The organism is Sorangium sp. So ce204, assembly GCF_051526795.1.
Lineage (GTDB): Bacteria > Myxococcota_A > Polyangia > Polyangiales > Polyangiaceae > Sorangium > Sorangium cellulosum_B.
The window spans coordinates 7,299,435-7,317,082 of record NZ_CP150317.1; the positions used below are offsets into that span (position 1 = coordinate 7,299,435).

Here is a 17,648-nt window from a genome sequence, read left to right on the forward strand (position 1 = left end):
GGAGGAGGCTCCGGGAGTCGATAGGACATGCGCCTTCGGCGCGCTTGCTTGGGGAAGCCGCGTGCGGGTCGTCGCGCGGTGGAGTTCAAAGGCATCATAGAATGAAAAGTTTCAATGCATTCGCAATCCTGGGTTCGGTGTTCGCGCTGACGGGGTGCGTCGTCGATGCGGACTCCTCGTCGGAGCTGGGGGACGACGCGGAGGTCGACGAGCAGACCGCCGTCGCCGAGCAGGCGGAGACGAAGGGCGCGGTGAACGCCGCCTGCGCCCAGTCCCTCACGCTCCGCAACCAGCCCGGCGGAGCGACGATCGGCACGATGTACAGCGGTCCGCTCAACGGCGTCTCGAAGTTCTACGTCGACTCGACGAGCGGGAGCTGGTCCTACGGCTACTCGTACTCGCTCGGCCAGTGGGGCTGGGCGATGACGTACTACCTGACGGCGAGCTACACGGAGCGGGGGGTACCGGGGCAGCTCGGCTATCATTACGCGTGTTATCGTTCGGACGGCACGGCCATGGGCGGCGGCGTCGGCTGAAAGGCGCGGCGGGTCGCGGGCGGCGCCTGGGGCCGCCCACCCGGCGCTATACCGCCGCCGCTCCGCTCCCGCCGGCCGCCTGCCCTCGGGAGGGCATGGTAGAACCCGGCATGGCCCAGAAGGCGCCCCAGGCGAAGCTGTCCCCGGAGGAGTACCTCGCGCTCGAGCGCTCCTCCGAGGTGAAGCACGAGTACGCTGGCGGCGAGGTGTTCGCGATGTCGGGCGGCACGCGCGAGCACAGCCTCATCGCGGCCAACGTTGTGGGTGAGCTCCGCGGCGCGCTGCGAGCGCGTCCCTGCGAGGCGCACGCGTCCGACCTGCGGATCAAGAACGTGACGACGGGCCGCTACGTCTACCCGGACGCCTCGGTCGTCTGCGGCCAGCCCCTGTTCGAGGACGAACACCGCGACACCCTGCTCAACCCCACAGCCGTCTTCGAGGTGCTCTCCGACTCCTCGGAGAGCTACGACCGCGGCGGCAAATTCGCCCTGTATCGGGGCATTCCATCCATCGCCGATTACATCCTGCTGTCCCAGAAGCAGGTGGAGGTCGAGCACTTCCGTCGCCAGCCGGACGGGACCTGGCTGCTCCGCGTGCTCGGGCCGGGCGAGCGGCTCCAGATCGCGTCGATCGGCTGCGATCTGGCAGTGGACGAGCTCTACCTCAAGGTCTTCGCTCGGCCCACGAGCGGTTGAGCGGCTCCGCTCGGCGCTCGGCCGGCGCGGAGCCGCCGCTCCAGGACTACACCGCCGCCGCCCCGCCCCCGCTGGCCGCCTGCGCGCGCGCCCGCTTGCGGACCATGATCTCCGGCGACTCCGCGACCGCCATCCCCACGAGGCGCATGCCCTCCAGGAAGTGCTTCACCCCGCTCCGGACGAGCTCGTGGCTCGCCTCGCCGACCTCCGGGTAGCCCTGCCCCGCCGCGTCGGGCTGCACCTTGCCCCAGTTCGCGAAGAGGCGCCCCCAGGGGCTCTCCAGCACGGGGGCCATCTTCTCCTTCGCGTAGCGCGGGTACCAGAACATGTCGTGATACGTGACCGACGCCACGTAGGCCCAGGGGGCGAGCCACGTCTTGAGCGACCACTCGATCGGCTTCTTCAGGGGACCCCAGTAGATGCGGTGCTGGTTGCGCGAGGCGAACGTCATCTCCTTGAAGGGTCCATCGAAGTTCCACTGCTCGTTCGCCGCGTCCACGTCGCCCACGAGCTCGATGTCGCGCACGTCGCCCGTCCCGAGGCCGAGGTCGTGCGCCAGCCGCACGAACTTGAGATCGCGCAGCGGATCGAACCCCATCAGCTTCGCCGCCACGGCGTCGATCGCCACCTGGTCCGAGGACGCGAGCAGCACGTTCTTCACGTGCGGCACCATGCAGCGCGGCCCCGGGCCGTCCCCCGCGAACGTCCCGTCCATCACCGCGAAGACCCCGCGGTGGATCTTCTTCTGGATCATCAGCAGATCCACGAGCGTCTCGTGGATCACCGGGTGCGTCCAGTGCCGGTGCTCGTTCAGGAGGCCGCCGAACGCGTTCTTCATCGCGCCCGTCGTCGTCGTGAAGATGTGGGTCTTCACCGTCGGCAGGTGGATGATGTTCTCCCCGATGAAGCGCTTCGGGATCGAGAACCCCTTCGGGTACACCTCGTTCAGACAGAGGAACTTCTTCCGCAGATCGCCGACCGCGTCCCCGATCGGGATCCACTCCTCCCCTTCGTAGAGGTGGACGTTGCGCAGGCCGTGCGCCTGCACGACGTCGATCTGCTTGTTCTCGCGCTCGCCGAGGTGGGCGTCGATGACGACCGTGCGGTTGTGGCAGGCGTGGATCAGGTCCTTCGAGTACCCGTCCTGCGTCATCGCCCGGATGACCCCCTCGAGCTGCCAGGGCGTCGTGGATGAGCTCGGGTAGAAGAAGTGCCAGGAGATGTTCACCTTGAGCGCCGTGTCGGCGTCCTTGGCGACCACATCCTGGTAACCGGCCAGGTTCATCAGCCGGTGGTAGTCCGAGAGCACCGTCGCAGGCGACGTGCGGATCACAGCGACCTTCGATTTCGGCATGGCGGGGCCCTTATAACCCGTCCAGAGTCGCCCGTTCCGGGAAGTTGCGGGGCGTCCGCGTGGAGCCTCCGTGCAGACGCTGCCGGCATGGAGCAGCGCGGCGCAGGCGCGCGCTCGCCCGACGCCCGCGCCCCGCCGCGCAGGTCCACCCTGTCACGATCGAGGCATCTTGCCCCAGGCGCGAGGCGCCGCGCGCGCGCCCGGACGGAAGCGGCTGGGCCGATCTCGACGCTGCCCGCCTCGCGCCGGCGAGAGCGCGCCGGCCGACGGCCTCTGCCGCCGGGCGGCACGGGGGCTGCAACTGGCCACGTCAGGGAACAGCAAGGAACCGCGGCGAACAGCCGCCGTCAGGAACCACGTTGAGGTCGTCCCCACGAAGACAACGGATCGACCCCTGAGACCCCCTTTGGAGGACATCATGCTCGGCTGGACTGTCACCTTCTTCATCATCGCGATCATCGCCGCAATCTTCGGCTTCGGCGGGATCGCCGCCAGCGCCGCGTCGATCGCGAAGATCCTGTTCGTCGCGTTCCTGGTGCTCGCCGTGATTTCGCTCGCGCTCGGGCGCCGCATGCCGGCATGATCCGGAGACAGGGTGGAGGCCATGAAGAACGCGTCGCAACCGCGGAACGGTGAGAGGAACGCTACGTTGGACAGCACGTTGGACAGCGCGTCGAACAGCGCGCCGGACATCTCGCCGAACGGTGAACCCTGGAAGCCCGGCGCGCCGCAGCCGGCGGCGAGCCCCCCCGGCGAAACGCCGGCGCCGCCAGCGACCCCCGGCTCGCCTGGTCGCACGTCGCCGGACCGGGAGATCCAGCTCCCGGGGACGCCACAGCCCGGAGGAGATCCGGGGACGAGGCACCAGCCCGAGGTGCCTGCGCCCGCGCACACGCAGGAGATCCCGGCGCCGCCGCCTCACGAGGTCCCCGGCCACGATTTCCCGCGCGCCCGGAGCGGTCCCTAGGCGATATGCCAGAGACTCCCGCCCGCCCTCCCGCGCCCGGCACCGGCGTCCCGCGCCGGCAAGGCCGCTTTCGCCGGGCGCTGGCCCGCGCGGCCGCGGTGTCGGCCAGTGTGATCGGCCTGGGCGGCGTCTTCGTCGCTGCGGCGGCGGTCGGCGCCGTCATCCACCTGAACGCCGGGTCGACCCGCAACCTGACAAGGCAGCTCGTCAACGATACCCTGCGGTCCAGCCTCGAGGGGCGGATCGAGATCGAGCACGTCGACCGCCTCGGCCTCTTCACCGCCGACATCTCCAGGGTGACGGTGAGCCACCCGAACGGAACCGAGCTCCTGCGCGTCAGCGGCGTCCACGCGGACTTCAACGCGCTGTCGATCGCCAGGGAGCTCCTCCTCGGCGACGGCGACCTCGCCGTCACGATCCCGCTCGTCCGGATCGCGGACGCGGACGTGCTGCTCGAGCAGGACGAGCAAGGCGCGCTCACCCTGGCCGAGGCGTTCACGCCGACGCCGTCGGAGCCGCCGGAGGAGCCGCCCGCCGAGCCTGCGCGGCCGCTCCGCCTCGAGCTGTCGCGCGTCGTGCTCGATCGCGCGGCGCTCCACGGCACCGTCGCGCCAGGGAGCCCCATCGACGCCACGATCGAGGACCTCGCCGGCGGCGTCGTCGTCGCGGACCGGAGCCGGTACGCGCTCGAGCGCGTGCGCATCACGGAGCGGCGCCTGCTGCCGGTCCCGGTCGAGGCGACAAGGATCGAAGGGAGCGTCAGCGTGCCCGCGGACGCGCCGATGGAGCTCACCGCGAAGCTCGAAGGGAGCGTCGGCGCGATCCCGCTCACGGCCGAGGGGACCTTGAAGGACGAGCGCCTCACGGCGCGGGTCTCGTCCGCGCGCGTGACGCCCGAGGCGGCCCTCGCGATCGATCCGAGCGCGCCGCTCGCCCGGCCGCTCTCGGTGCTGGTGACGGCCGACGGAGCGCTCTCGGACCTGGCCGTCACGGCGCGCGTCGCGGTCCTCGATCCGCTCGTCGCGAGCGACGCCGTGACCGGCGAGGTCACCGCCAGCGCCCGGCTCGACGCGCTCGATCCGAAGCGCATCACGGCCGAGGTGCGGATCTCGGAGCTCGACCCGCGCGCCTTCGTCGGGGCGGCGCCCGCCGCGCGGGTGAGCGCGGAGGCCCGCGGGGAGATCCACCTCGACGAGGAGGGCGGGCCGCGCATCGTCGCCGAGGCCAGGACGGAGCCGTTCGTCGTCGCGGGGCAGCGCGTGCCGGCGACGGAGGCGCGCGCGACGCTCGAGCGCGGCGCGCTGCGGGCCGCGGCGACGATCCACGAGCCCGGCGCGCCCATCGAGGCCAGCGTCGCCCGCTCGAAGGACGGGGCGCTCAGGTTCGAGGCGCAGAGCGAGATCCCGTCGCTCGGCGCGGTGCAGCGCGTCCCGCGCGGCATCCACGGCAGCGCCGCGCTCCACGTCGAGGGATCGCTCAGGGACGAGGCGCTCGACGCCGAGGCGACCGTGCGCGTCGCCGGGCTCCGCGTCGGGTCCGATCTGAAGCTCGGGCGCGGCGAGGTCCGGGCCAAGGCCAGGGGGCCGCTCGACAAGCTCACGATCGACGGCGTGTTCCGCGGCGCCGACCTCCGCGCCCAGCAGTACGCGTTCCGCAGCGTGGCGGCGAGCGCCGCGGGGCCCGTCACGGCGCCGCGCGTCCGCGTGTCGCTGGCCAGCGCGGAGCGCCGGATCACGGCCTCCGCCCGCCTCGATCTGCCGCGGAGCGAGGCGCGGCAGCTCCGCGTCGAGGTGGCGCGCGGGGAGGACGAGGTGACAGCGCAGGCCGCCCGCGTCGCGTGGGACCGCGGGATCGCCCTCCGCGGGCTCGCGCTGCGCGGCGACGGCGTGGGGGAGATCGAGGGGAGCCTCTCGCTCGCCGGGGACGAGATCGAAGGAGACCTCCGCGGCACCGCGATCGACCTCGCGCGCATCGCCGACATCACCGGCGCGCCGCTCGGGATAGGAGGCCTCGCCAACCTCGACGTGTCGGTGCACGGCCGGGGGGCGCGCCGCGCGGGGCGCTTCCAGATCGAGCTCGAGGACGGCTCGGCGCCGGGCGTGGCGCCGCGGCTCTCGATGAACGTGACGGCGCGCCTCGACGGGGAGGCGCTGAAGGCGGACGGCCTGGTCCGGCTGCTCGCGCCGCCCGAGCCGCCGCCCGCGCAGGGGCAGGAGGCCCAGCGCCGGGGCGCAACGCCCGACCCGACGTTGACCACGGCCTTCGACGCGGCGTCGCAGCAGAAGGCGCCACCCCCGCCGGTGTGCCACGGCGCCATCGCGCGCGTGCTGGTCGACGGGAGCGCGGCGAGGCTGCGCGGGCCGCTCCTCTCGGCGCGCACCTGGCAGACCGTCACCGGCTCGGCCCGCATGGACGCCGACGCGTGGCAGCTCGGGTGCCTGGCGCAGGTGTCGCCGGTCCAGCTCGCGCTGAGCGAGCTCTCGGGCCGGCTCACCGCGCGCCTCGCGGTGGCGCGCGAGGCGGGAGAGCGGCTCCCGTCGGTGCGGAGCCTCCTTGTCCGCACGGAGGGCCTGCGCGCGGCCGGGCCGATCGACGCGCAGACGGGCGCGCCGGCGTGGGTGTCGAGGAAGCTCGACGCGCGGATCGCGGGGGATCTCGACGCGAAGACCGGCGACGCCCACGTCACGCTGTCGGTGTTCGATCGCCAGCTCGTGGCGGAGCTCTCGGCCGCGCTCGACGCCGATCTGCCGGCGCTCCTCGCCGATCCGGCCGCCGCGCTCCCGCGGGCGTCGATCGCCGCGCACCTCCGCGTGCCGCGCCGCCGGCTCAACGATCTCACCGAGCTGGCCGCCCTCGGGAAGCGGACGCCGGTGCTCTCCGGCTCCGCGGGGCTCGACGTGTACTTCGCGGGGAAGCTCGCCGAGCCCCGGCTCGTGGCCCGCGCGACGGCGGTGAACGTGAGCGGCACGGCCGGCCCCTCGCTCTTCGGCAAGGTCCGGCTCGACACGCTGCTCGTCTATGACGGGCGCGAAGCCGCGCTCGACGCGTACGCGTTCCGCGGACCGATCACGTACATGACGGCGAAGGCGAAGCTCGGCGCGGACGCCGCCGCCCTCCTCGGCGGGGCCCCTTCCGCTCGGCGCTTCAGCAATGGCAGCCTCGAGGCGAAGATCGCGGATCTGCCGCTCGCGGAGGTGCCCGTCCTCGCCGACATGCAGATCGGCGGCGAGGCGCGCGGCGAGATCTCCGTGCGCGGGCTGTTCGAGGCCGCGCCCGAGGTCAGGGCGCACCTCCAGGTCCCGGGCCTCACGCTCGGCCCCGACGCGCGGTACGAGACCGCCGAGGCGTCGCTCGACATCGCGCCGCCGGGCGGCGCGGGGCGCACCGCGGCCGTGGCCAGCGTGCGGCTCGAGGGGCGCGACGGCGGCCGGCTCGAGGCCAGGGCCCAGGCGCCCATGGTGTGGGAGGCGAACGCGATCCCGACGCTCACCGACGATCGGAACGCCTCGGTGTCGCTCGCTGTCGATCGCTTCCGCCTGAGGGCGCTGGAGCCGTTCGTGCAGGGCTCGGTGAACCGGCTCGACGGCACGCTCGACGGCGAGGTGCGGCTCGGGCTCGGCGCGCAGGCGGGCTTCTCCGGCGAGATGCGCCTCGAGGGCGGCGTCGTCCAGGTGGCCACGATCGGCCAGCCGTTCGAGAACGCCTCGTTCCGCGTCGCCGCGAGCCCCTCCGGCGAGCTCCGCGTCGACGACCTCCGCGCCGACGCAGGCAACGGCCAGGTGCGCGGGAGCGCGACCCTCCAGATGGAAGGGCTCGCGTTCCGGAACGCCCGCGCCGAGCTCTCGATCCCCAGCGGCCGGGCCCTCCCGATCACGCTGGAGGGCGTCCCGATGGGCGAGGTGCGCGGCCGGGTGGCGCTCGCGGCGGAGAAGCGCGCCGGGGAGATCGCCGTCCGCGTCGACGTGCCCTCGCTCGCTCTGACGCTGCCGCCCACGATCGGGCGGAGCGTGCAGCCGCTCGGCGAGAACCCGACCATCACGACGTCGGCGCCGCTCAGCCAGGAGGACTACGAGGCGCGGCGAGCCCCGGCCGAGCCGCCGGAGCAGGCGAAGGAGAGCGCGGGCGGCACGCCGATCGCCATGGAGGTCCACCTGGGCAGGATCGGCGTCGAGGGCGACATGGTGCGGGCCTCGCTGTCGGGGGATCGGGCGCACCCCCTCCGCATCAAGGTCGCGGGAGAGACCGAGATCCGGGGCAACGTGAACATCGTGTCGGGCAGGCTCGAGGTGCTCGGCAAGGAGTTCGAGATCGAGCCTGGCGTGGTCGCCCTGCAGGGGGATCCGTCGAACCCGTTCCTGAACGTGAGGGCGTTCCACGACACGCCGGAGGGGACGCGCATCTTCATCGACTATGTGGGGCAGCTCAACCCGATCACCGAGGACAAGATCACCTTCCGTTCGGAGCCGCCGCGCCCGGAGAACGAGGTGATCGCCGAGCTCCTGCTCGGCAGGGAGTTCGCGGAAGGGACGCTGGCGGGCGGCACGTCCGAGCAGCCCGCGTCGGGCGGCGGCAGCGCCGCCGGCGGGGTCGCGGCCAGCGTGGGGACGGGGCTCGCGTCCGCGCAGCTCAACATGATCCTCCAGAGCATCGGTCCGCTCCGGAACTTCGAGACGAGGCTGGGCACGACCGAAGAAGGCGCGCTGAAGACGACCGTGGGCTACCAGCTCGGGCAGCAGGTGACCGCGAGCGCGACCTACGAGGCGGGGCCGACGGGGCAAGGACAGGGGCCGGGGTCCGGGGGCGGCAACACCGGCGCGCAGGCGCGCACCGAGGTGAGCCTCGAGTGGCGCTTCCGCCGGGACTGGTCCCTGCGGGCGGCGATGGCCACCGGCGCGAACCCGGCGACGAGCCTCGACCTGCTCTGGAAGCACCGCTACTGAGCGCCGTCGCGCAGCGGGCGCGCCCGTTCGTCAGGCACCACGCAGATGCCGCCGCAGTCCGCCCCGCCGTGCTTCGGGTCGCAGTCGTCGCTCGGATCGTCGATGCACACGAGCCCCTCGGGGCACTCGATCCCCGCGAACCCCCCGCAAAACGGCGGCTTGGGCGTCGGTTCCACGCAGATGCCGCCGCAGTCCGCCCCGCCGCGCTCCGGGTCGCAGTCGTCGCTCGGATCGTCGACGCACTCGAGCCCGTCGGGACACGGGAAACCCGCGAATCCCCCGCACATCGTCGTCGGCGGGTCCTCGACGCACACGCCGGGACAGTCCGCGCCGCCGTGCTCGGGGTCGCAGTCGTCGCCCGGATCGTCGACGCAGGCGAGCCCGTCGGGACAGGGGGTCCCGAGGAACCCGCCGCAGGTCTCTGATCCGGGCGGATCCGGCGGCCCTCCGGTGTCGCCGCCGCCGTCCCTGTGGCAGCCCACGAGCCCGATCACGATCAGCAAGAGAGCCATCCCTTTGTGGCGCATCAGAACCTCCGCGTTGCGTTTGTCCGAACCCCACCATGAAGCAGCTTCGGTGCCACGGGAAGCGGACGCAATTCGGGCGGAGCGCGCGGTTTTCGGCGCGGGCACCGCGATCGCGGTGTCTTGCTGTGTCGCGGTTGTGCCAGCGGCTTGACGGGAGGATCCGCGGGAGCGCGCGGAAGTCGTCTCCTCCGCGAGCCCAGGGGCGGCGTATGCTTTGTATGCATTCCGCGCGCCGCCCCTGGGCGGGCCGCGTCGACGGGGGCGCCGACGCGTCAGAGCGCGGTGGAGAGCCGGTCGAGCACGGCGTTCATGATCGGCCGATAGCCGTAGTCAGCCGACGTGGTGTCGGCCAGCTGCGCCGGGCAGATCGAGCCGGCGACCCCGCGCTCCCCGAGGCTCCGGATCAGCTGCAGCTCACGGAGGCCGGGGTAGGCCTTGGCGTGGTCCTGCGTCGTGGACCGCGCCCCGGGGTCGGCCGGGTCGTTCGTGCCTTCGGGCCTGCACAGCGGGTTGTCGCTGGGCGTGCCGGCGATCGACCTGCAATCGCACGACTGGGCACTCCCCTCGCAAACGCGCTCCTCGGCGAGGGGGAAGATGCAGGCGTACTGGAGATCTCCAGTGCTCCCCGGCGGGATCGTGTACTCGCGGCCGTTGATCGGGTTCCAGCCCGCGTTGCTCGGGTGGACGGTCGCGTCACCGGTGATCGGGTTCACGCCCGAGCGGGGCGCCGCCGACTCGACCATGAGCGGATCCGCGGGCGGGATGTAGTTCGCCGGATCGCCGAGGATGGCTCCCCAGGTGCTGCTGAGGGTCGTCCCGGACGGCGGATCGGCGAGCTCGGCGGCGTTCTTGAGCCCGCCGACCGGCTGGCCGAGCTGGTTCAGGCCGTCCAGGAGATCGGGCTCGCCGAGCGCGTTCTGGCGCGCGAGGTCCTGCCACGGGACGCCGACGATGCCGGTGAACACGATGTGCTGCGGCCCTCGGGTCCGGGTGTTGTCGTCGCTCGGGTCCAGATCCGAGAAGATCGGGTTCGGCACGAGCTCTCCGCTCCTCGACGCCACCATGGGCTCCGTGAGCGCCCGGGTGTACCGATCGACCGGGTAGAGGAAGTCAAACCCGAAGCGGCGCTTCTGGTCCCAGCACCGGCTGTTCACCGGGTCTTCCGCCGCGGAGAGCCTGGCGGTGTTGCCATCGGGACCGGTGCAGACCGGATCGCTGGGGCAACCGTCCTGTCTCTGGGAGCAGTTCCTGCAGCACGGATCGTTCGGGTTGGTGGCGCACTCGCTCCGCGGCCGCCACATCCTGAAGCCCGCTCCCGTCTCGGCGACGAGGTAGTTCTTGCCTTCCTCCCTGATCGAGCAGTCGTTCTCGTCGGAGAGCATCACGATGAGCAGGAGCGAGTCCGGCCGGAGAAAGGCCTTCCGCTGCGCCAGGAGCGTCGTGTCGAGCCCTGCCGGTACGGCGCTTTCGTTCACGAGACCGATCGTCTCATACGGCTCGGGATCGACGAGGAAGCGATAGAAGCTCTCGAGCGGCGCCTCGTAGCCGCACCCGGCTTGCCCGACCCCTTGCACGATGTCGCTGAGCTTTCCGGCGAGCGCCACCGGATCGGAGTCTCCCGCGGGGACGTGGCTTCCGGCCGGGTCCCACACGAGGAACCCCTTGTCCTGGTAGGTCGGCAGATCGTTCTCGCTCGACGCCTCAGAGCGCGCGAGGAGGCGGGCCATGTCGACGTTCGAAGGCGACGTCTGCGCCTGGCAGGTGCTCGACCCGTGGCCGCCGAGGCTGCTGCTGATGACACCGATGTGCATGTCCTGCACCGGAGTGCGCACGCGCAATGTGCCTGCGGGGCATGCGCTCAACCCGCTCGCGGGCTGGACGCCCGGAGCAACGCCGGTCGGATCCACGCAGAGCGGGTTGGTCAAGCCGTCGACGAAGTCGGCGAGCGCCAGGCGCATCACTTCCTGCTTGTCCGACATCGAGGCGGAGTTGTCGACCACGAAGAGGAGATCGACCTTGTCCGGCGTGAACTGCGGCGGAACCCAGCTGCCACCCCCGGTACCATCGCTGCCGCCGCTGCCCCCGGTACCATCGCTGCCGCCGCTGCCCCCGGTACCATCGCTGCCGCCGCTGCCCCCGGTACCGTCGCTGCCGCCGACTCCCGAGCTGGTGGTGGAGCTGGAGCTGTCGCCGGCCCCGCCGAGGGAGAGCTCGACTTGACATGCCACGAGCGAGACGGCGCTCAGGACGAGAAAGGGTGAGAGTGTTCTTGATAGTCTCGAAGACATAATTCCTCCTTGCGCGCGGTGCCATGACGCGCCGTCAAACACCGGCAGTGACCGAACGTGAAGGGACGCCCGCCCTGCTTCCCATTTCAAAAAAAACACCTGGCCCAAAACGCCGCGGACAGCCCCCCTTCCCGCCCCTCCCCCGGATCGCCCCCCGCAGATCGCAGAGCGGGGCGCTCTCGCACAGGAGACGGGCCCAGCTCGTCGTTTTCGGCGCGAAAACACACTCAAGCGCGCTGAGCACCGAAAGCGTCGCGATGGATCCGTCTCCGAAGCGGGAGCGCTTCGCTCAAATGCCACCCACCAGAAGTCCGGAGAGAGAGTTCAACGCAAAGGCGCCAAGGCGCAAAGGCGAAGGCGCAAAAGAAAGAACAAATTCTCGTGATTTTTTGCGTCTTTGCGTCTTGGCGCCTTTGCGTTGAACTCTCGCGGGTCGCGAGGCAGATCCCTGTCAGGACTTCTGCCCCTCGGTCTAGTGAGTGGTGAAGGAGCGGAGGCGAGGGATGTGCGGGCTCGACGGATAAGCGAGGAGGAACGCCGACGCGCGCTGCGCGGCCGCCGCGCGATCGCCGCTCTGCCAGAGCGCCTCGATGGTGAGCGCCTCGCGCTCCTGCGCCAGCGCGCCGCCGGGGAAGCGGAGCCGCGCCTGCTCGGCGATCCTCAGCGCGCCGGAGGCGTCGCCGCGCCGGAGCGCCGCGCGCGCGTCGCCGAGGAGCGTCAGCTCCTCGCGCAGCCGGCTCTCCCGCAACCCCGGGCTGGACGCGCCCTCCGCGCCGAGCTCCGCGCCAATGGCTTCCGGCGCGGGCGCCGCTTCGAGGACGTCCGTCCCGGCCGCGGGCCGCGCGCTCGCGGCGCGCTCCGATAGCGGCGCGCCCGGGCTCGCGGGTCTCGTGGCCGCGCGGGGGCCGGTCCGCGCGGGGGGCCTGTCCGGCAGCGGCGGCTCGGCCGGCGGAAGCGGCCTGAATCGCAGCGGCGCCTCGACCGGCGGCGGCTCGGCAGGCGGCGCCAGCTCGACAGGCGGCGGCTCGGCAGGTGCCGGCTCGGCCTGCGCGGCAGGCCCCTGGCCCTCCGGCGGCGAAACCGGCGCGGATACCGGCGCCGCGACGGCCTCCGCGGCCTCGACGATCCGAGCCGGCGGCGCCTCGCTCGACGGAGCCACGACGACATAGCCGGCGACGATCAGGCCCCCGCAGGCGGCGCCGAACAGCATCGCCTTCAGGATACCCGCAGCGCCCGCCGCTGCGGCCACGCCGCCGGTGACCGTCGCGCCGGCAGCGCCGGCGCCCGCCGCTGCGGACGCCACCTTGCCCGCGGACACGGCCGCGGCGATCTCGCCAGCGCCCGCGCTCGCCGCGCCACCCACGTTCACCGGGAGCGCCCCTCCCGCGGCGCCTTGAGCCCCTCCGAGCCCGGCGGCTCCGGCGAGGCCGATCTGCGCGGCCATCGCGGCCCACACCCGCTCCTGCGCCCCGTCGGGCGGGTCCGCCGACGGCGCTGCTCGCAGGAGCTCGCGCTCCATCGCGAGCGCGTTCGCCTCGGCGTCGAGCCAGCGCACCGGATCGCTCATCGCTCCCCTCCCGCGCGCTTCCAGACGGGTTGCCGCTCCACCTCCGGCAGCGGAAGCACGACCGAGGGATGCCCCTCGGGCACCGGCGCTGCCTCGACGGCCGCCTTCAACACGGGCTGCGACCGCATGACCCGGGGCCCGCCCACGTGGAACTCGTCGCGCGCCTTCAGGCGCGCGACGGCGCGGCGAAACGCGTCGCGGGCGAGGCGGAGGCGCGAGTAGACGGTCCCCAGCGGGACGTCGAGCAGATCGGCGACCTCCTCGCCGCCCATGCCGTCGAGCTCGAAGAGCGTGAACACGGCGCGCTGCTCGAGGGGCAGCTCGTCGAGGATCGCCTCGAGCAGCGTGATCGCCTGCCGCCGCTCCGCCTCCGCGCCGACGTCGGCCCGGTCATCGGCGCAGTCGAGCAGCGGCTCGTCGTCGTGAGCGCGCCGCCTCATATGCGCGAGCTTGCGCCGGTCACGGGCGGCGTGAAAGCAGATGCTGTAGAGCCAGGTCGTAATCTTCGACCGACCCTCGAATTCGGACAGCCGCCGATGGACGACCAGGAACACGTCCTGGACCGCGTCGGCGACGTCGCTCTCGGGCACACCGAGGCGTCGCAGCGACCGCCACACGAACCGGAAGTGCTGCGCATAGACCTCTCCGAAGGTCATCCTGTCCTGCCGCTTCTCGCCATGCCCATCGCCTCCGTGGCGGGTCCCGTGGCTCGCCATCAGAAAATCGACACGCGGGCGCTCAGGCCGACGAGCAGCCCCACCGGGGAGGGGTCGAGCGCCACGTCCTGCGTCAGGGGCGTGCCGGCCTCGCCGCCCGCGCGGCGCTCGACCGTGAAGCGTGCCCGCGCGACCGGCGCGAGCAGCGTCGCGCGCGCGGACCAGCCCAGCGCGCTGGAGCCGAGGAGGGTCCCTTCCGCGACGGCCGAGCCGCCGAGGGCGAACCAGGGAGCGGAGGCCTCGCGGTCCGGGGCGAACCCCTTGCCGGAGCCGTAAACGGCGCCCAGCACCGCCACCGCGCAGGCCGAGAGCCGGAGGCCGTCGAGATCACCCGCGATCGTGGCGCAGCCGCGCGCCGTGGCGGCGCCGAGCCCGAGGGAGACGACGCCCGGCGCGAGCTCGGTGTCCTGGGGGGGCAGCCATACCCCGCCGACGCCAGCGGACCACGCGCGGCGCCGCAGGGAAACATCGGCGATCGCGGCCGCCCGGAAGGGATCGAGCATGCCCATGGTCTGCGCGGCGCCGAGCTCCATCGAGACGTCCCCGCGCGCCGCCCGAGGCGGAGGACGCGGCGGCGCCGGTACGACAGGCGCCCGCGCGGGCGCGGCAGGAGCCAGCGCGGGCGCTACAGGGGCCGGCGCAGGCGCGGGCGCTACCGGCGCGGGCGCTACAGGGGCCGGCGCAGGCGCGGGCGCTACCGGCGCGGGCGCTACAGGGGCCGGCGCAGGCGGATCGCTGTCGAGCAGGATGGCGAGGGTCAGCGCCACCGCCTCGACGAGCTCGCCGCAGGACGCCCCCACCTCGGACGAGAGCTGCCGGGTGCGACCACCTGCCTGAAGGACGGCGGTGTACGTGGCGCCGTCGTGGAGAAAGCGGACCTCGAGCTCGGTCGCCCCGTTCGCGCTCGCCAGGGCGCCGCCCGCGTTCGCCGGCGTGTCGCCAGGAGGGGCGCTCCCCGCGTTCGTTGACGGGTCGCCAGAAGGAGCGCCGCCCGCGTTCGCCGTGCCGCCGGTAGGGGCGCCGGCGCCGGTGGGCGGGCCGGCGGTGCTCACGGGGTCGAGAGCCCGCCTCTCCATCACCCGCTCGACCGCGACGGCAAGCGACGGCGCGTCCGGGCAGTCGGCCGCAGCGGGCGCTCGCTGGACCGCGAGCCGCGGGAGCGGGGCAGCCACGACGACGCTCGGCCAACCGAGGGAAAAGGCGCACACGGCCAGGACGCACAGCGCGCCTCGACGCGAGGGATGAGGGCAGGTCACAGGATGCCTCCCATTACCGCAAGGAACGGCGCAAGCGGAATTAGGACGCGCAGAGCGCTGTGGCCTTGGGCGAAATCGCCGCGAGGGCAAGACCTCCAGACGGCCAGGCCCCCGGCGCCTGCGGGCGACGCCGGTCGCGACGGCGCGCGTTCCATGGCGGAGGCGTCGCCGCCTGCCACGCCGGAGGGCACGACGCCGCCGCCCGTGGCGCGACCGAGCGGCCGATCGAACGACGGCAACGCCGGTCGCGAGCACGGCACGGGATCGGATAGAGTGCGCCGCATGAACTCCTACGAGCTGGTGACGTGCGCGAGCTGTTATGGCGAAGGCGAGATCAACACGGACTCCGGCCCCTATCTGTGCAAGGACTGTCACGGAAACGGCCGCATCCTCCCGACCGGAGAGCAGATCGAGGAGCGCATCCGCGAGATCGAGGTCGAGCTGGAGCGCCACCCCCAGGAGGCGAAGCCGGAGACCCGATGGCTCGTCTTCGAGCTGCGGCGCACCCGCAAGCTGCTCTGGCAGATCCGGTCGTACTGCGAGGAGGCGCGGAGCGACTCGGACGACGCGATCATCGTCAAGATCCGCGATCTCGCCGACGCGGCCGTCGCCCCGAGGAGCCCTGCGGTGCCGCGGGAGATGCTCCCAGAGGACGCCTGATGCGCGGCTCCGCCGGGGCGCCTGACAGTCGACCCCGGGGAGCTCCCGCGCCCTGCTCGAGCGCGGCGCGGGGTGTTCCAGCGCCTGCGCTCTACCCTGCCCTCCTCGGCGCCGCGTGGGCCGCGCTCGCGCCGCCGGTGCAGCGCCTCCACGCGGGCGGCGTGCGCGCCCGCGGCCGCTTCCGCGTGCGGCGCGGCCGGGGGCTCGCGGCGCGCCTGGTCGCCGGCCTGCTGCGCATGCCGGAGGCGGCCGAGGACGTGGCCGTGACGCTCGCCGTCGAGCCGGCGGGCGACGGCGAGCGGTGGCTCCGCACCTTCGGGGTTCGCCCGCTCTTCTCCTCGCAGTGGCGCGCGGGTGATCTCCTGGTGGAGGGGCTCGGCCTCGTCCAGTGCTGGTTCCGGCTCCGCGCCGAGGGCGGCGCGCTCGTGTTCGAGCAGGTGCGGTCGACGCTCGGGCTCCGCCGCCTCGGCCTGCCGCTGCCCCGGTGGCTCGCCCCGCGGATCGAGGGGCGGGCCGGGCCGCTCCAGGACGAGGTCCACGTCGACGTGCGGATCTTCGCGCCGGTCGCCGGGCTGCTCGTCGCGTACGAGGGGCGCGTGGCGAACGACGCGGGCGGCGACGCGCCCCCTGCTCGCGCCGGCCGGTCCACGCCGGAATCGACCGCGCTGTCAGCGCCGGAGCCCCACGCATGATCACGGCGCTCGTGCTCCTCGCCGTGCAGGGCGCGCTCGGCGCCTTCGACACGCTCTATTACCACGAGTGGCGGGCGCGCCTGCCCGGCGGCGTGCCGGGCACGGCGCCCGAGCTCGTCCTCCACGGTGCGCGCGATCTCCTGTACGCGGTGCTCTTCGCCTCCTTGCCGTTCGTGCGCTGGGAGGGGCTCGCCGCGTGGGCGCTCGCGGCGCTGCTCCTCGCGGAGATCGCGATCACGCTCCGCGATTTCGTCGTCGAGGACACGGTCCGGCGGCCGCTCGGCGGCGTCTACCCGGGGGAGCGGGTGATGCACGCCGTAATGGGCATCATTTACGGCGGCGCGCTCGCCCACCTCGTCCCCGAGATCTGGCGCTGGGCGCGCGGCCCCACCGGCTTTTCCCGCTGGGACGCGCCGCTCTCGCTCCGCGTGATCCTGCCGCTCATGGCCGCAGGCGTGCTGCTCTCGGGGCTGCGCGACCTCGGCGCCGCCTGCGGGCCTCGCTGGCTGCGCTTCCCGTGGGGGCGCGCGTGAGCCGGCGCCCGCGCCGCGCGCGCCGCCTGACGCGCCGTCAGCCCTTCACCGCGCCCGCCGTGAGCCCCGCGAGGATCCGCCGCTGGAAGACAAGCGTCAGCACCACGAGCGGCACCGTCACGACGATGGAGGCCGCCATGGTCTGCCCCCAGGGGATCTCGTAGAGCCCGCTGCTCGTCGTCGAGAACGCCTGGATCGCGTAGGTCACGGTGCGCTTGTCCGGCGTCTGGGTGAAGGAGAGCGCGAACAGGAACTCGTTCCAGGCGGCGATGAAGGCGAGGATGCCCGTCGTCGCCATCCCGGGGACCGAGAGCGGCAGCATGACCCGGGTGAACACCTGCCAGTGCGTCGCGCCGTCGACGTAGGCCGCCTCCTCGATCTCGCGCGGGATCGCCTTCATGAAGCCGGTGAGCACCCACACCGTGAAGGGGAGCGTGAAGATGAGGTACGTCAGGATCAGCGCGGGGAGCTGGTTGTACAGCTTGAAGAAGTTGATCATCTGGAACAGGGCGCCGAGCACGGCGATCTGCGGAAAGATGGTCATCCCCAGGACCACGTAGAGCACGAGGCTGCGCCCTCGGAAGCGGAACCTCCCCAGCGCGTAGGCGGCCAGCGAGCCGACGGCGAGCGACACCGCGGTGACCGAGACGGCGACGATCACGCTGTTCAGGAGCGCCGTCTGGAACTCGCCGTTCGCCAGCACGAGGCGGTAGTTGTCGAGCGTCGCGCGGCCGGGCCAGTAGCGGACCGGAGTCGTGAAGAGCTCGTCGTCGGGCTTGATGGAGGAGACGAACGCCCAGACGAACGGGAAGACGGTGAACACGAGCACCGCGGCGACGATCAGGTAGAGCAGGGCCCGCAAGGCGCCCTGTCCCAGCGAACGGCGCCGCCCTGCGCCCCGCGACGCGCCGCTCATC

Annotated in this window: 15 protein-coding genes; 8 read left to right on the plus strand and 7 right to left on the minus strand. The window is 72.9% G+C overall.

What is annotated here, in order from left to right:
• The first annotated feature begins 101 nt into the window (after nt 1-101).
• Complete coding sequence (locus tag WMF22_RS27260) at nt 102-536, plus strand: hypothetical protein (RefSeq protein WP_438031674.1); 435 nt, start codon at nt 102-104, stop codon at nt 534-536.
• Between the two features lie 110 nt (nt 537-646).
• Nucleotides 647-1,231: a Uma2 family endonuclease gene (locus tag WMF22_RS27265; protein ID WP_437292920.1), complete on the plus strand. Its 585-nt coding sequence runs from the start codon at nt 647-649 to the stop codon at nt 1,229-1,231.
• Nucleotides 1,232-1,277: 46 nt separating this feature from the next.
• On the opposite strand, the gene WMF22_RS27270 is transcribed toward WMF22_RS27265, so the two are convergent.
• Complete coding sequence (locus WMF22_RS27270; protein ID WP_012237659.1) at nt 1,278-2,585, minus strand: DUF362 domain-containing protein; 1,308 nt, start codon at nt 2,583-2,585, stop codon at nt 1,278-1,280.
• A gap of 418 nt (nt 2,586-3,003) precedes the next feature.
• Here WMF22_RS27270 and WMF22_RS27275 point away from each other — a divergent pair, with 418 nt between their 5' ends.
• From WMF22_RS27275 to WMF22_RS27285, 3 genes are all read left to right on the plus strand, one after another.
• On the plus strand, nt 3,004-3,168 hold the full coding sequence (locus WMF22_RS27275; protein WP_012237660.1) for a DUF1328 family protein: 165 nt from the start codon (nt 3,004-3,006) through the stop codon (nt 3,166-3,168).
• Nucleotides 3,169-3,234: 66 nt separating this feature from the next.
• Nucleotides 3,235-3,552: a hypothetical protein gene (locus WMF22_RS27280; protein ID WP_437292922.1), complete on the plus strand. Its 318-nt coding sequence runs from the start codon at nt 3,235-3,237 to the stop codon at nt 3,550-3,552.
• 5 nt (nt 3,553-3,557) lie between these two features.
• Nucleotides 3,558-8,492, plus strand: coding sequence for a translocation/assembly module TamB domain-containing protein (locus WMF22_RS27285; RefSeq protein ID WP_438031675.1), 4,935 nt, complete (start codon nt 3,558-3,560; stop codon nt 8,490-8,492).
• Here the strand turns inward: WMF22_RS27285 and WMF22_RS27290 are convergent.
• From WMF22_RS27290 to WMF22_RS27310, 5 genes are all read right to left on the minus strand, one after another.
• Nucleotides 8,486-9,004, minus strand: coding sequence for a hypothetical protein (locus tag WMF22_RS27290; RefSeq protein WP_438031676.1), 519 nt, complete (start codon nt 9,002-9,004; stop codon nt 8,486-8,488). The genes WMF22_RS27285 and WMF22_RS27290 overlap by 7 nt on opposite strands.
• 287 nt (nt 9,005-9,291) lie before the next feature.
• Nucleotides 9,292-11,247 carry a hypothetical protein gene (locus WMF22_RS27295; RefSeq protein WP_438031677.1) on the minus strand — a complete coding sequence of 652 codons (1,956 nt, stop codon included), beginning with the start codon at nt 11,245-11,247 and terminating at the stop codon, nt 9,292-9,294.
• 532 nt (nt 11,248-11,779) lie between these two features.
• Nucleotides 11,780-12,874 (minus strand): hypothetical protein, encoded by a 1,095-nt coding sequence (locus WMF22_RS27300; RefSeq protein WP_438031678.1) that lies wholly within the window; start codon nt 12,872-12,874, stop codon nt 11,780-11,782.
• Entirely contained in the window at nt 12,871-13,530 is a 660-nt protein-coding gene (locus WMF22_RS27305; RefSeq protein ID WP_437541511.1) for an RNA polymerase sigma factor, read from the minus strand. Before WMF22_RS27305 ends, WMF22_RS27300 begins: the two co-directional genes overlap by 4 nt.
• A gap of 59 nt (nt 13,531-13,589) precedes the next feature.
• Nucleotides 13,590-14,762: a hypothetical protein gene (locus WMF22_RS27310; protein ID WP_438031679.1), complete on the minus strand. Its 1,173-nt coding sequence runs from the start codon at nt 14,760-14,762 to the stop codon at nt 13,590-13,592.
• A 366-nt stretch (nt 14,763-15,128) separates the two neighbouring features.
• Between WMF22_RS27310 and WMF22_RS27315 the strand changes: the two genes are divergently transcribed.
• The 3 genes from WMF22_RS27315 to WMF22_RS27325 are packed head-to-tail and all read left to right on the plus strand — an operon-like array spanning nt 15,129 to nt 16,731.
• Nucleotides 15,129-15,506: a hypothetical protein gene (locus WMF22_RS27315; RefSeq protein ID WP_437292929.1), complete on the plus strand. Its 378-nt coding sequence runs from the start codon at nt 15,129-15,131 to the stop codon at nt 15,504-15,506.
• Nucleotides 15,506-16,198, plus strand: a complete 693-nt coding sequence (locus WMF22_RS27320) for a DUF4166 domain-containing protein (RefSeq protein WP_438031680.1) — start codon at nt 15,506-15,508, stop codon at nt 16,196-16,198. The genes WMF22_RS27315 and WMF22_RS27320 overlap by 1 nt, the downstream gene beginning before the upstream one ends.
• Nucleotides 16,195-16,731, plus strand: a complete 537-nt coding sequence (locus tag WMF22_RS27325) for a hypothetical protein (RefSeq protein ID WP_437292931.1) — start codon at nt 16,195-16,197, stop codon at nt 16,729-16,731. The genes WMF22_RS27320 and WMF22_RS27325 overlap by 4 nt, the downstream gene beginning before the upstream one ends.
• Nucleotides 16,732-16,768: 37 nt before the next feature.
• On the opposite strand, the gene WMF22_RS27330 is transcribed toward WMF22_RS27325, so the two are convergent.
• Complete coding sequence (locus WMF22_RS27330) at nt 16,769-17,647, minus strand: carbohydrate ABC transporter permease (RefSeq protein ID WP_437292932.1); 879 nt, start codon at nt 17,645-17,647, stop codon at nt 16,769-16,771.
• Between the last annotated feature and the right edge of the window lies 1 nt (nt 17,648).